Annotated in this window: 12 protein-coding genes; 8 read left to right on the top strand and 4 right to left on the bottom strand. The window is 72.0% G+C overall.

The window, feature by feature from the left end; translation table 11 throughout:
* Positions 1–57 precede the first annotated feature (57 nt).
* Both ACZ5XZ_RS23405 and ACZ5XZ_RS23400 read left to right on the top strand, forming a co-directional pair.
* Complete coding sequence (locus ACZ5XZ_RS23405) at positions 58–1,134, top strand: agmatine deiminase family protein (RefSeq protein ID WP_468981071.1); 1,077 nt, start codon at positions 58–60, stop codon at positions 1,132–1,134.
* Positions 1,135–1,334: 200 nt separating this feature from the next.
* The gene (locus tag ACZ5XZ_RS23400) at positions 1,335–2,729 is read left to right on the top strand and encodes a tetratricopeptide repeat protein (protein ID WP_468981070.1); all 1,395 of its coding nucleotides are present in this window, start codon (positions 1,335–1,337) and stop codon (positions 2,727–2,729) included.
* Positions 2,730–2,750: 21 nt separating this feature from the next.
* Here the strand turns inward: ACZ5XZ_RS23400 and ACZ5XZ_RS23395 are convergent, their stop codons facing one another.
* Positions 2,751–3,404: a CatB-related O-acetyltransferase gene (locus ACZ5XZ_RS23395; RefSeq protein ID WP_468981068.1), complete on the bottom strand. Its 654-nt coding sequence runs from the start codon at positions 3,402–3,404 to the stop codon at positions 2,751–2,753.
* A 208-nt stretch (positions 3,405–3,612) separates the two neighbouring features.
* Between ACZ5XZ_RS23395 and ACZ5XZ_RS23390 the strand changes: the two genes are divergently transcribed.
* The 3 genes from ACZ5XZ_RS23390 (at position 3,613) to ACZ5XZ_RS23380 (ending at position 6,382) form a co-directional block, all read left to right on the top strand.
* Entirely contained in the window at positions 3,613–4,239 is a 627-nt protein-coding gene (locus tag ACZ5XZ_RS23390; protein WP_468981066.1) for an alpha-ketoglutarate-dependent dioxygenase AlkB, read from the top strand.
* Between the two features lie 173 nt (positions 4,240–4,412).
* Entirely contained in the window at positions 4,413–4,988 is a 576-nt protein-coding gene (locus tag ACZ5XZ_RS23385) for an AMIN-like domain-containing (lipo)protein (protein ID WP_468981064.1), read from the top strand.
* Between the two features lie 161 nt (positions 4,989–5,149).
* Positions 5,150–6,382, top strand: coding sequence for an FAD-dependent oxidoreductase (locus ACZ5XZ_RS23380; protein WP_468981061.1), 1,233 nt, complete (start codon positions 5,150–5,152; stop codon positions 6,380–6,382).
* 43 nt (positions 6,383–6,425) lie between these two features.
* On the opposite strand, the gene ACZ5XZ_RS23375 is transcribed toward ACZ5XZ_RS23380, so the two are convergent.
* Positions 6,426–7,352, bottom strand: coding sequence for an MBL fold metallo-hydrolase (locus ACZ5XZ_RS23375; RefSeq protein ID WP_468981058.1), 927 nt, complete (start codon positions 7,350–7,352; stop codon positions 6,426–6,428).
* A 295-nt stretch (positions 7,353–7,647) separates the two neighbouring features.
* Between ACZ5XZ_RS23375 and ACZ5XZ_RS23370 the strand changes: the two genes are divergently transcribed.
* Genes ACZ5XZ_RS23370 through ACZ5XZ_RS23360 form a run of 3 tightly spaced genes read left to right on the top strand, consistent with a single transcriptional unit; the run spans position 7,648 to position 10,508 of the window.
* Positions 7,648–7,857 carry a ferredoxin gene (locus tag ACZ5XZ_RS23370; protein WP_468981264.1) on the top strand — a complete coding sequence of 70 codons (210 nt, stop codon included), beginning with the start codon at positions 7,648–7,650 and terminating at the stop codon, positions 7,855–7,857.
* A complete protein-coding gene (locus ACZ5XZ_RS23365) occupies positions 7,847–9,211 on the top strand; it encodes an NAD(P)/FAD-dependent oxidoreductase (RefSeq protein ID WP_468981056.1) in 1,365 nt (454 codons plus the stop codon). The genes ACZ5XZ_RS23370 and ACZ5XZ_RS23365 overlap by 11 nt, the downstream gene beginning before the upstream one ends.
* Positions 9,212–9,257: 46 nt before the next feature.
* Positions 9,258–10,508: a cytochrome P450 gene (locus tag ACZ5XZ_RS23360; RefSeq protein WP_468981053.1), complete on the top strand. Its 1,251-nt coding sequence runs from the start codon at positions 9,258–9,260 to the stop codon at positions 10,506–10,508.
* A gap of 96 nt (positions 10,509–10,604) precedes the next feature.
* Here ACZ5XZ_RS23360 and ACZ5XZ_RS23355 read toward each other — a convergent pair whose 3' ends face one another.
* Together ACZ5XZ_RS23355 and ACZ5XZ_RS23350 are read right to left on the bottom strand one after the other, a co-directional pair.
* Entirely contained in the window at positions 10,605–11,411 is an 807-nt protein-coding gene (locus tag ACZ5XZ_RS23355; protein WP_468981051.1) for a CAP domain-containing protein, read from the bottom strand.
* A gap of 471 nt (positions 11,412–11,882) precedes the next feature.
* Positions 11,883–12,809 (bottom strand): LysR family transcriptional regulator, encoded by a 927-nt coding sequence (locus ACZ5XZ_RS23350; RefSeq protein ID WP_468981048.1) that lies wholly within the window; start codon positions 12,807–12,809, stop codon positions 11,883–11,885.
* Between the last annotated feature and the right edge of the window lie 19 nt (positions 12,810–12,828).

Below are 12,828 nucleotides of genomic sequence, written 5' to 3'. Positions count from 1 at the left end.
CGGCTCAGATCATGCCCTAGAATCGTCCTGACCGAATTTTCAGTCAGGTGGTTGATCGTGGGAATATCCAGACGCCGGACACTGCAGGCAGCGGCCATGGCCGCCCTCGGCGGGATCGGCTGCGCACGGCCGACCGGCCGGCGGTGGTGGCCCGACGAGTCCCAGCCGCACGAGCTGACCTATATGGCCTGGCCCACGCGCCGGATCTGGGGGTCGGCCACCGACGGCGTGCGCGAGGACATCGCACGCATCGCGCGGACCGTCGCCGAATTCGAGCCGGTGACCCTGCTCGCCAACCGCGCGGAGGTGGGGGCGGCCCGGCGGGCGTGCGGCTCCGCGGTGGAGGTCGTGCCGACCCCGGTGGACGACCTGTGGATGCGCGACACGGGACCGACCTTCGTGCGTGACGGCGACCGGATCGCGGGCGTCGACCTCAACTTCAACGGATGGGGCGGCAAGCAGGAGCACGCCCGCGACGGCCGGGTCGCCCGGGCGGTCCTGGAGGGCGAGCGCGTCAGGAGGATCAAGGCGCCGATCACCGCCGAGGGCGGGGCGTTGGAGACCGACGGGGAGGGGACGCTGCTGGTGACCGAGAGTTCCCTGGTCAACGACGCCCGCAACCCCGGTATGTCGCGCAACGCCATCGAGCGGGCGCTCAAGGACCTGTTCGGCGTCACCACGGTGATCTGGGTGAAGGGCGTCCTGGGCGAAGACATCACCGACTACCACATCGACGCGCTGGCGCGCTTCAGCGAGCCCGGCGTCGTGGTCATGAGCACACCGCCCGAGCAGGCCCCCCGGGACGTCTGGACCGCGGCCTACGACCAGGCCCGCGAGGTCCTGGACCGCGCTGTCGACGCCCGGGGGAAGCGGCTGGAGATCGTCGAGCTGCCGGAGCCGGTCGACATCGGTCGCCGCGGGGAGGGATTCCTGGCCTGCTACGTCAACTACTACGTGGTCAACGGCGGGGTCATCATGCCCCGTTTCGGTGACCGGAAGGCCGACAGCAGGGCCGCGTCCATCGTGCGCGACCTGTACCCGGGCCGCGAGGTCGTACAACTGCCGGTGGACCACCTCGGCGAGGGCGGAGGGGGCATTCACTGCTCGACCCAGCAGCGGCCCGAGGTCGGCTGAGGACGGGGCGGGAGGTGCTCGCTCGCGGACCCGGCCCGGCGACGTCGCTCGGCCATTCGGGTGAAGGGGCCTGACGCACGTCTCCGGCGCGGGGACCATGGCGGGATGCGCGACGGCCCCGTCCCGGAGCGGCGGCCCGTGCTTCTTTTGCATCCTGAGCGGACCAGCCCGTCCCCACCCATGCCACACAGGAGGTATCCATGACCACGGACCGGCACGGCCACACGATGACCGACACCGGCGCCGATGCCGTCACCCCTTACGAACAGGCCCTGGACGACCTGCTGTTCTTCCGCCCCCAGGTCATGGAGACGGCCCGGTCCGTGCTCGCCGCGGCGCCGCGTTCCGTGATGGGGCAGAGCCTGGTGGCGTATCTGGGCGTGCTGGGGACCGAGGAGAAGGACGCGGCCGCGGCACGCGAGGCCTTCGTCGACTTCCGCTCCGGGCTGGACACCGAACGGCTCACCCCCCGCGAGCGGATGCACATCGCCGCCGCGACGGCATGGCTGGACGGCGACCTGCATGGTGCCGGCCGGCTCCTCGGCGAGATCTCCATCGCCTTTCCGCGCGATGCGCTGGCGCTCTTCGTGGGGCATCAGCACGACTTCCTCACCGGCGACGCCGCACGTCTGCGCGACCGCGTCGGCGGAGCACTGGACGCCTGGGACGAGGACGACCCCCACCACGGACCGCTGCTGGGCATGTACGCGTTCGGCCTGGAGGAGTCGGGCCACTACGAACGCGCCGAGGAGGTGGGCCTCGCCGCCGTCGCGCGGCATCCCCACGATGTGTGGGCGATCCACAGCGTGGTCCACAGCCATGAGATGCGCGGACGCTTCGCCGACGGGATCCGCTTCCTCGACGCCCGTACCGACGACTGGGCCAGCGGCACCCTGCTCACCGTCCACACCTGGTGGCACTACGCCCTCTACGCACTGGAGGCCGGCGACGGCGACCGGGTGCTGGAGATCTACGACGCGGCCATCCACCACGACGGTTCGGCGGGCATGGCGATGGGACTGCTGGACGCCGCGGCCCTGCTGTGGCGGCTGTACCTGGCCGAGGACGTACACAGCGGACGGTGGGAGCGACTCGCCGACGCCTGGGAGCGCCGCCAGGACGGCCCCTATTACGCCTTCAACGACGCCCACGCCGTCATGGCCTATGTGGGGGCGGGCCGCATCGCCCGGGCGCAGCGCCTCGTCCAGGACCGGGAGCGCTGGCTGGCGGCCGAGCCCGCCGGGTTCAACCGCGCCATGACCGCCCGGATCGGCCTGCCGGTCTGCCGCGCGCTGATCGCCTACGGACAGCAGGACTACTCCCGGGCCACCGATCTGCTGCTGCCCGTCCGCGACCGCCTGCACACCTTTGGCGGCAGCCACGCCCAGCGCGACGCGATCCAGCGCACCCTGGTCGAGGCGTCCCTGCGCGCCGGCCGTACCGAACTGGCCCGCACCCTGCTCAGCGAACGCATCCAACTGCGTCCGATCTGCCCGTACAACTGGGCGGCCAAGGCCCGGCTGGAGGACCAGCTGGGCGACCCGGCGCGGGCGGCCGCCGCCCGCGAACGCGCCGCCGCACAGGCATCGGCCTGAGGGGAGGTCAGCCGTGGGCGGTTACCGCGGGGGCGGAGCCGGGGCCGCTGCTTCGAGGTCGTCGACGCTGCCGGACATGATCGTTCGAAGGTGCTCGGTGAGGTGCTCGACGGGCCAGTCCCACCAGGCCAGGGCCAGCAGGCGCGCGATGTCCGCAGCGTCGTAGCGGCGGCGGATGAGCCGTGCGGGATTGCCGCCGACGATGCCGTAGTCCGGCACGTCGTCGACGACGACCGAGCCGGTGGCGGTGATCGCCCCATGGCCGATGCGTACGCCGGGCATCACCGTGGTCCCGTTCCCGAGCCAGACGTCGTTGCCGACCACGGTGTCACCGCGGCTGGGCAGGCCGGTGAGCAGATCGGCGTGCTCGGCCCAGGAGCCGCCGAGGATCGGGAAGGGGAACGTCGAGGGGCCGTCCATACGGTGGTTGGCGCCGTTCATGAGGAAGCGCACGCCCTCGGCGAACGCGCAGAACCTCCCGATGATCAGCTTCTCCGGCCCGTAGTGGTACAGCACGTTACGGGACTCGAAAGCGGTCGGGTCGTGCGGATCGTCGTAGTACGTGAACTCCCCGACCTCGATCAGCGGCGAGGTCAACAGCGGCTTGAGCAGCACGAGCCGGGGCAGCTCGGGTATCGGGTGAACCACGGTCGGGTCGGCGGGAATTGCCGGCATCGCAGATCTGCTTCCTTCATGCGCGGGGGAGTCCCTCGGTGGGCTCCGCGGTTGCTCGCCCCATGATCGCAATCTGCGCCGTCGGGAGGGGCGGATCCGTGCGTTTCGGGCGCCGACGCGGTGCGGCCGGGTGCCCGCGCCCGGTGAGCGGGGCCGCTACAGAACACGGCACTGAACATTTATTCGATTATCTGGGTACGCTGGCAGCATGAGCACGCAACTTCAGGGCTCGCTCTTCGACCAGACCGACGACATCCGCCTCGGCCCGCTGCACGGGCTGCGCCGGACCGAGCTCGGCGACGGGGCCTGGATCGATCTGCTGCCCGGGTGGCTGAGCGGGGCGGACGCCCTGTTCCTGCGGCTCGCCACCGAGGTGCCCTGGCAGGCCGAGCGCCGGCAGATGTACGAGCACGTGGTGGACGTACCGCGGCTGCTCGCCTTCTACCAGGCCGACGACGCGCTGCCGCACCCCGTACTGGACGAGGCGCGGGACGTGCTCTCCGCCCACTACGCAGCCGAGCTCGGCGAACCCTTCACCACAGCCGGCCTGTGCTACTACCGCGACGGCCACGACAGCGTGGCCTGGCACGGCGACCGGACGGGCCGCAGCAGGCATGCGGACACGATGGTCGCCATCCTGTCCGTGGGCGCGCCGCGCGACCTGCTGCTGCGTCCACGTCGCGGTGGCGGCTCGGTGCGCAAGCCGCTCGGGCACGGCGATCTCATCGTGATGGGCGGCTCCTGTCAGCGGACCTGGGAGCACGCGATACCCAAGAGCACCCGGGCGGCGGGACCGCGGATCAGCGTGCAGTTCCGGCCCCACGGCGTGCGGTGACCACGGCGCCCGTTTTCGCGACAACTTCGCCTCCGCGCTGGCCGAAAGCGGCCCCGGGTGGAACGCGGTGGCCCCGCCGGCCGTCCTCCCGCACGCATCGTTACCGGTGTGGCGATGGCATCGAATGCGCTGCACCGGAGTTCTCCGTACCGAATTTCTCCTGGAGGTAAGTCATGCGACGGTTGGGGACCGCGGCCGCGGTGTTCGTGCTGGCGGGCGCCGGGGTGCTGGGCACTACCGGGGCGGCCGGCGCCGTGACCGGCCCGGCCGGCACGGCCGACCCCGCCACGACCTGCGCGACCGGCTGGGGCAGCCGCGACAAGTCGGCCACCGACGCCGACTCCGCGCCGCTCAAGAGCGTCAGGACCGGCCGGCACGCGTGCTACGACCGCATGGTCTTCGACATCGGCGGCACGACCGGCAAGATCGGCTACCACGTCGGCTACGTCGACGCGTTCCATCAGGACGGCTCCGGCCGGCGGATTCCGGTCGGCGGCGGCGCCATCCTGCAGATCTATGTGTCCGCGCCGAGCTACGACCCGTCGACCGGCGGGCAGAGCTACGCCGCGGAGGCCGGCAAGCCGCTGCCGGGCGTGGACCTCGCCGGCTACCGGACGTTCAAGGACACCAGGTTCGGGGCGAGCTTCGAGGGGCAGACCCAGGTCGGCCTCGGTGTGCGCGCCAAGCTGCCGTTCCGGGTCCACCAGTCCGGTCACCAGCTGATCGTGGACGTCGCGCACACCTGGTGACGCGGCGCTCCGGCGGGCCCGCCCGCCGCGGTGCCCGCCCGGGTCGCGAAGGGGGATCCGCGATGGTGCCCGGGTTTGCGGGTATATCTGGCTGAGTGCCGGTGCCCCCAGGGGCGCCGGTGCGGCGGATGCCCGGCGGACACCGGAGAGGAGCGGTTGCGATGGAGCGGACCACCTGCTGTGTGGTGGGCGGTGGCCCCGCCGGGATGGTGCTCGGGCTGCTGCTGGCCCGGGCGGGGGTGGCGGTCACGGTCCTGGAGAAGCACGGGGACTTCCTGCGCGACTTCCGCGGCGACACCGTGCACCCCTCCACGCTGGCGCTGCTGGACGAGCTGGGGCTGAGCGAGCGGTTCGCCCGTCTGCCGCAGCGGCGGGTGAAGACGGTTCAGCTGCCGCTCGGGCGGGATCGTTCGCTGGTCACCGTCGGCGACATCGGCGCGCTGCGGGGCAGGTTCAACTACATTGCGATGGTGCCGCAGTGGGACCTGCTCGACCTCCTGGCGGACGAGGCCCGGCGCGAGCCGTCCTTCTCGGTACGGATGAGCACCGAGGCCACCGGCTTCCTGGTCGATCGCGGCCGGGTCACCGGGGTGCGCTACCGCACGTCCGACGGCCGCACCGGTGAGCTGAGGGCCACGCTCACGGTGGCCTGTGACGGGCGGGGCTCGCTGGCCCGTCTCCTGCCCGAGCTCGGACTGCACAGCTTCGCCTGCCCGATGGACGCCTGGTGGTTCCGGCTGCCGCGGCGGGCGGGCGACCCGCACGGGCTCGTGGGAGGCGTCGGCGACCGGCTGCTCGCCGCCATGATCGACCGCGGAGACTACTGGCAGTGCGCCGCGCTGATCCCCAAGGGCACCGACGCCGAGCGCCGCGCCGCCGGCCTCGAACCGTTCATGGCCAACTTCACCACCGCCGCCCCATGGCTGGCGGACCGGGTCCGGGCGCTCGGGTCCTGGGACGAGGTGAAGCTGCTCGACGTACGGCTCGACCGGCTGCGGCGCTGGCACCGCCCGGGGCTGCTGTGCATCGGCGACGCCGCGCATGCGATGTCGCCGGTCTTCGGCATCGGCATCAACCTCGCCGTCGAGGACGCGGTGGCCGCCGCCCGGCACCTCGTCGGGCCGCTGCGGGCGGACCGTGTCGGTCTGCGCGACGTACGGGCCGTCCAGCGCCGCCGGTGGCCGACCACCGCACTGACCCAGGCCCTGCAGCGGCTCGCCCACACCCGCGTCATCGGACCGGTGCTGGCCGGGGAGGCGCCGTTCGGCAATCCCCGGCGGGCGAAGCGGATGGCCGAACTGGTCACGACCTCGCGGTGGCTGAACCGCGTACCGGCCTACTTCCTCGCCTACGGCGCCGTGCGCGAGCGCCCGCCGGCCGCCTCGGTGCGGTGAACCGCTGCTCCGGCCGCCGCGACGAGGCCCCGCCTGCCGTCGCTCACCAGCGCACCGCGGTGAAGTCGATGGGACGGGGCTCCAGTTCGCCGACCCGCGCCGCCAACTGCCGCATTCTGCGGTCCATTTGGTCGGCGGGCAGCCGCTTGCGATCGCCGTGTCCGGGCAGCAGCCACTCGAAGCGCAGCCGGTCGACCGTACGGGCCAAGGACGCCGCCAGCTCCTCGATGGAGTACCAGGTGACGCTCTCCGCCACCTCGATGTCGCCGGTCGACCGCGACCAGTAGAAGCTGTCTCCGCTGAAGCAGTACCGCTCGTCGACGACGTAGAGCACGCTTCCCCTGGTGTGACCCGGGAGCGGATGGGCGAGGACGCCGTCGGCGATCTCGGCCGGGCCGGTGCCGCGCAGCACGCGGTCGGCGTCCGGAGCCGCATCGAGGTCGCCTTCGTGGATCCACAGCCGGGCGCCGAAGCGGTCGGCGTACCGGCGGCCGTGCGCGGCGTGGTCCCGGTGGGTGAGCAGGATGTCGGTGACGGGGCCGAGCCCCTCGTACCGTGCGGCCAGTTCCTCGCTCCAGCGCGGGGTGTCGACCATCATCCGGGTCCCGGAGGGGCGCCGCACGAGGTAGGAGTTGGCCGCGGCGGTGTGCGGCGAGTTGTGGCCGCACAGGTGCACCGCGTCGTCGGTGTCGTCGAGGGGCTGCGGGAACGGGTCCAGCGAGGTGTCCAGCCGTCGGGAAGGCCGGCGGATGGAGCGGGAGTGGCAGGCGAACGCGGCGGTGTGCAGCAGGCGTTCCTCCGCCTCGTCGCGCGGCTGACGCAGGATCCGGGACCTTCCGCCGACCTCGCCGATCAGCGTCGGCGCGAGCTGCCGGGCGACGTCGCAGTTGTTGCAGCGCTCGTCGACGTACCAGTCGGTGGCCGCGGTTCCTTCGGCTGCTAAGGGGCGGGTGGTGTGTTCAGCGTCCATGGTGCGACTCACTTCTCGGGTGTGGGGGGCGGCATGCGTTCCGGTCTTCCGCCTTCGTGCCAAAAGGGTGCTCAGTGGGCGCGAGAAGCGGAAGGGGGGTCAGGTCTTGTTTCTTCCGGTCGGGGCGTCTCTCGGCGGCCGCCGCGGCGAGGCGCGGAAAGCATGCCCATGACAACTTCCGCGCTCGCCATGAGTCACCACTCCGACGGCCCGGCACCGCCTGCCCCGCGCCGGCATCGGTAGTAGGACGGAGGTGGCGGGACCGGCGTGGCCGCGGGAGGAGTGGATGCTCGGGATGAACGTCGTCGTCGACCTCAATCGCTGTCAGGGGTACGCACAGTGCGCGTTCCTCGCCCCCGAGGTGTTCACGATGCATGGCGAGGAGGCCCTGATGTACACCCCGGTCATCCCGGACGACCAGCTCGAACGGGTGCACCGGGCCGTGGCGGCGTGCCCCGTGCAGGCCATCCTCGTCGGCGAGGAGGCGGGCACCGGTGCCGGGTGAACTCCGCGACGGCCGGATCGTCATCGTCGGCGCGTCGCTCGCCGGGCTGCGGGCCGCCGAGACGCTGCGCGCGGAGGGCTTCGGCGGTTCGCTGACCCTGATCGGGGAGGAGCCGCAGGCCCCGTACGACAGGCCGCCGTTGTCCAAGCAGGTGCTGCTCGGCAAGGTGCCGGCCGACGGCACCGGCCTGCCGCGGCGCCGGGAGGTGGACGCGCACTGGCGACTGGGCGTGCGGGCCACCGGGGTCGACCCGTACGGGAAGCGGGTGCTGCTCGCCGACGGTGCCGAGGTGCCCTTCGACCGGCTGCTGATCGCCACCGGCACCCGGGCCCGCCCCTGGCCGGACCCGGCCGAAGCCGCCCTGGACGGCGTGTTCACCCTGCGCACCAGCGACGACGCGGGCCGGCTCGCCGAGCGGCTGGACGCCGGGCCGCGCCGGGTCCTGGTCATCGGCGCCGGGTTCACCGGCTCGGAGATCGCCTCCGCCTGCCGGGAGCGCGGCCTGGAGGTGACGGTCGCCGAGCGGGGGCCGGCGCCACTGGTCGGTGCGCTCGGCGGAACGCTCGGCGCGCTGGCCGCACGCTTGCAGCGCGCCCACGGCGTCGACCTGCGCTGCGGAGTGACGGTCACCTCCCTGGAGGGCGACGGGCGGCTCACCGGCGCACGGTTCTGCGACGGCACACGAATCGAAGCCGAGGTCGCCGTGGTCGCCCTGGGCGCGGTCCGCAACACCGAGTGGCTGGCCGAGTCGGGACTCGCCGCGGGCCCACGGGGGGTGACCTGCGACGCGGGGTGCCGCGCCTTCGACATGTACGGGATCGTCACCGACGACGTCTTCGCCGCGGGTGATGTGGCCAGGTTCCCGCACCCGCTCTTCGAGTATCAGCTGCTGTCCCTGGAGCACTGGGGCAACGCGGTCGCGCAGGCCGAGGTCGCCGCCCACAACATGGTCAACCCCGGGCCCCGCAGACGCCCGCATCTGTCCGTACCGGCCTTCTGGTCCAGCCAGTTCGGCCTCAACATCAAGTCGGTCGGCGTACCCACCTTCTCCGACCAGGTGGTCATCGCCCAGGGGTCGCTCCAAGAGGCCCGGCTGGTCGCCGTCTACGGCTACCGGGGGCGCGTCACCGCGGCGGTGAGCGTGAACCAGGCCAAGTCCCTGGAGCACTACGAGCGCATGATCGAGACGGCGGCGCCCTTCCCGCCCGGGCCCGGCGCCCCCGACCAGACCGGGCGCATGGCGCCGGCCCCCTCCGATGTACCGGACCCCAAGGTGCTCTCGCACGGTCCGACCGTCGCCCTCACCGGTCATCTGCCGGACCGGCGCCTGACCCTGGTGCGCCCGGCCCGCTGAGACCCGTCACTCCCTAGCGATGCAGAGCGATGAGGAGCCCCCGCCCATGGCCGCGGACACCCTGTTCCACCGGATCACCGACTACGCCAGCCGCGCCGACCCCTACCCGCTCTACGCCGAGCTGCGCGAGGCGGGGGTGGCGCGACAGGAGGACGGCAGCTACCTCGTCGGCACGTACCACGAGATCATGGCGCTGCTCCACGACCCGCGGATCAGTTCCGACCGCCGCAAGCGCACCGCGGCGGAGGAGGCCGGGGCCGGGGCCGGGGAGCAGCTTCCGCCGTCCTTCATCGGGCTCGACGACCCCGCCCACCACCGGCTGCGCGGACTGGCGATGCGGCCCTTCGGCCCCCCGCACACCCCGGGCCGGATCGACGCCCTGCAGGGGGAGATGACCCGGATCGTCGGGGAGCTGCTCGCCGGCTTCGGGGACAGGGACCAGATCGACGTGGTGGACGACTTCGCCTACCCGCTTCCCGTCACCGTGATCTGCCGGCTGCTGGGCGTACCGACCGAGGACGAGCCGCAGTTCCGGCAGTGGTCGGACGCCATCGTCGCCGGCTTCGACCCCACGCCCGGCGAGGATCCCGCGGAACGGGAACAAACCGCCCTGGAGGCCCGCAAGGCGACGGCGCTGTATCTGGGAGGGCTCGCCGAGCAGCGCCGCACTCGACCCTCCGACGACATGCTCTCCGCGTTCGTCGACGGTGCCGGCGCATGCGCCGACCAGCAGCTCAACCCGCTGGAGATCATGACCACCTCGGTCCTGCTGCTCATCGCGGGCCACGAGACGACCGTCAACCTGATCACCAACGGCGTACTGACCCTGCTGCGCCACCCCGACCAGCTGGCACGCCTGCGCAGCGAACCCGCGCTGATGCCGCTGGCGGTCGAGGAACTGCTGCGCTACGAGCCACCGGTCCAGATGCTGCCGCAGCGCACCCCGCTGGCCGACATCGAGGTCTCGGGCGTCACCATCCCCAAGGGCGCTCCGCTCATCCTGGTGCTCGCCTCCGGCAACCGCGACCCGCTGCGGTTCCGCGATCCCGACCGCTTCGACCCGGCGCGCGAGGACAACCAGCACCTGGGGTTCGGCAGCGGCATCCACAGCTGCTTCGGCGCACCGCTCGCCCGTCTGGAGGCCCAGATCGCCCTCACCGCACTCATCCGGCACCTCGACGACCCCCGGCTGGTCGAGGACCCCCCGCCCTACCGGCGCAGCCCCGTACTGCGCGGCCCGCGCCATCTGCGGATCGCACGCGACCGCCAGGGGGTGTCGGCGACCGGACAGCGGTGAGGTCCCCTACGGACACTCCCGTAGGGGACCTCATGGCCGTCCCGAAGTGCCGAGGAATTCCGGCCGCTTCGACGTCTCGCGTTCGACGCCTCGCGGTTATCCGGCCGTTCCGAAGTCCTGCGTCCAGTAATAGCCGGGCTGAGCCAGGCCGACACCGATCTCCTTGAACGAGCAGTCCAGGATGTTGCGCTTGTGGCCGGGGCTGGACATCCAGCCCTTCATCACGCTCTCCGGTGTGGAGTATCCGTAGGCGACATTCTCGCCGTATGCGCTCCAGTTGTAGCCGGCGCGCTGGATACGGTCCTCCGGAGAAGATCCGTCGGATCCCGTGTGGGACATGTTCCGGTGCGACGCCATGTCGTTGCTGTGATCCTGCGCGGCCTTGGTCAGCTGCGCATTCACCTTCAGCGGCGAGCACCCGACCTTGCCGCGTTCGATGTTGACGAGTTCCACCACGCGGGCGGTGGCCGAGGACGCCGGGGCGGCGGTTCTCGTGGCGCTCGGCGCCGGAGCCGGGGCCTTGGCGGGGGCCTTGGTGGCGACCCTGGTGGGCGCCGCGGTGGGTGTCTTGGCGGGGGCCTTGGTGGGCGCCGCGGTGGGTGTCTTGGCGGGGGCCTTGGTGGGCGCCGCGGTGGGGGTCTTGGTGGCCTGCGCGGTCGGCTTCGCGTGCTCCGTGCCCTGCCGCGACCGGTGGTGCTGGGGCCGATCGTGGTGCCGGCCGTCAGGGGACTCGTGCTGCCAGCGGTGGGGGGACCCGTGCTGCCCGCGGTCATGGGACCGGACGCGCTCGTCCGCCTGGTCACCGAAGCACGCCATGGCGACGGAGGGCACACCCACGGCGCCTACGGCGAGAGCGGCGATGACTATCTTCCGGCGGTGCCTCGTCTTGCGGTGCTTGCTCATCCATGACCTCGCTCGGTAATCGCGGAGCGCCTTTGCGTGCGGCTTGCTCCGCCTAGTCCCCGCTTCTGAGCTGCGGAGATGCCGTGGGGTCGTCATTCTTCGGACCACTGCCGGGCAAGACAAGAAAGCGATGTACTAAAGCGAATAGTAGATCGGCTCGGCCCTTGTCACGGAGGTATCGGCATGCAGGTCCTGATCCACCTCGTCCGGGAATTGCTGGTGCCCCGTCAGAATGCCTTGTGCGGCGAATGGGCGAGGGACCGCTTCAGGGTGAACTCATATCGTCCCGCCCCGCATGAGGTATTCCGCTATCAAGACGGACAAGTCCCCTATGTCGCCAGCAGATCAATTACTAACCGGCTTAGTTGATGCCGCCCACGGGTATGGCGGATATCACAGGGGAGTCCTCTGGTGTCCGCTGTTCGGATACCCGACGCCGCACCGAGCCCGATGCCGATGCCGATGCCGGTGTCAGGCCTCGTGCGACGCCGCGTCCGAGCCCCCGGCGAAGGCCCGCGTCAGCTCCTCCGCCACGACCCGGGCGCCCGGCGAGACCCAGCGCCTGCGATGCCGGACCAGCTGGACGGGAACCGGCTGGGCCCCGGGGCCGTCCACCGCGGACAGCCGGCCCTCCGCCAGATGCCGTTCGACGGTGACCCGGGGGAGCAGGGTCAGACCGAGCCCGGCCTCGACGCACGACCGGGCGGCGTCGATGCTGCCGAAGCGGGTGATCCGGGGACGGGCGCCGGACATGCCCTGCAATGTCCGGACGAGCCGGTCGCTGTAGGAGCAGCCCTCCTCGTGCACGAAGAAGCTCTCGCCCGCCAACTCCTCCCAGTCGGCGGCCCGGCCGGCGAGCCGGTGGCCCGGCGCCACGACGTACGCCAGCGGCTCGCCGGCGATCCGGCGGGCCAGCAGATCGCTCTCGGCGACCTCCGGTTCCAGGAGGAGGGCGAGGTCGAGCCGGCCCGTGCGCAGACCGTCCACCGCCGCGGCCGTGCCGACGGCGTGCAGATGGACATCGAGACCGGGATGGCCGCGCCGCAACGAGGCGATCACCGCGGGCAGCCGCGAGGAGCACAGCGAATCACCCGCCCCCACGGCCACCTCGCCCTCGACCGTCCCGCTCGCCGCATCCCCCTGCCCGGCCGAGGCCGTCGCGCGGAGCCGGGCCACCGCGTCGAGCACCTCCTCGGCCGCCTCCAGTAGTCGCGCTCCGGCCCGGGTCGGCACCGTCCCCGAGGGCAGCCTGTCGAACAGCGGCGTCCCCAGCTCCCGCTCCAGCGTGCGGATCTGGACGGTGACCGTGGACTGCGCGAGATGCAGCGCGCGGGCCGCGGCCGTGAAGCCGCCCGTTCTGGCGAGCGTCACGAAGGTCCGCAGGAGTCTGGTGTCCATCGGCGCACACTATCGCGAT

The sequence above is a fragment of the Streptomyces sp. NPDC033270 genome (genome assembly GCF_055576575.1).
This window is presented reverse-complemented; position numbering and strand designations above follow the sequence as displayed.

Excerpts from the sequence above, each read along its gene's own strand:
- ACZ5XZ_RS23370 (WP_468981264.1), top strand. The coding sequence starts at position 7,648 with ATGAACGTCGTCGTCGACCTCAATCGCTGTCAGGGGTACGCACAGTGC.
- ACZ5XZ_RS23355 (WP_468981051.1), bottom strand. The coding sequence starts at position 11,411 with ATGAGCAAGCACCGCAAGACGAGGCACCGCCGGAAGATAGTCATCGCC.
- ACZ5XZ_RS23360 (WP_468981053.1), top strand. The coding sequence starts at position 9,258 with ATGGCCGCGGACACCCTGTTCCACCGGATCACCGACTACGCCAGCCGC.
- ACZ5XZ_RS23400 (WP_468981070.1), top strand. The coding sequence starts at position 1,335 with ATGACCACGGACCGGCACGGCCACACGATGACCGACACCGGCGCCGAT.
- ACZ5XZ_RS23375 (WP_468981058.1), bottom strand. The coding sequence starts at position 7,352 with ATGGACGCTGAACACACCACCCGCCCCTTAGCAGCCGAAGGAACCGCG.
- ACZ5XZ_RS23380 (WP_468981061.1), top strand. The coding sequence starts at position 5,150 with ATGGAGCGGACCACCTGCTGTGTGGTGGGCGGTGGCCCCGCCGGGATG.
- ACZ5XZ_RS23385 (WP_468981064.1), top strand. The coding sequence starts at position 4,413 with ATGCGACGGTTGGGGACCGCGGCCGCGGTGTTCGTGCTGGCGGGCGCC.
- ACZ5XZ_RS23350 (WP_468981048.1), bottom strand. The coding sequence starts at position 12,809 with ATGGACACCAGACTCCTGCGGACCTTCGTGACGCTCGCCAGAACGGGC.
- ACZ5XZ_RS23395 (WP_468981068.1), bottom strand. The coding sequence starts at position 3,404 with ATGCCGGCAATTCCCGCCGACCCGACCGTGGTTCACCCGATACCCGAG.
- ACZ5XZ_RS23390 (WP_468981066.1), top strand. The coding sequence starts at position 3,613 with ATGAGCACGCAACTTCAGGGCTCGCTCTTCGACCAGACCGACGACATC.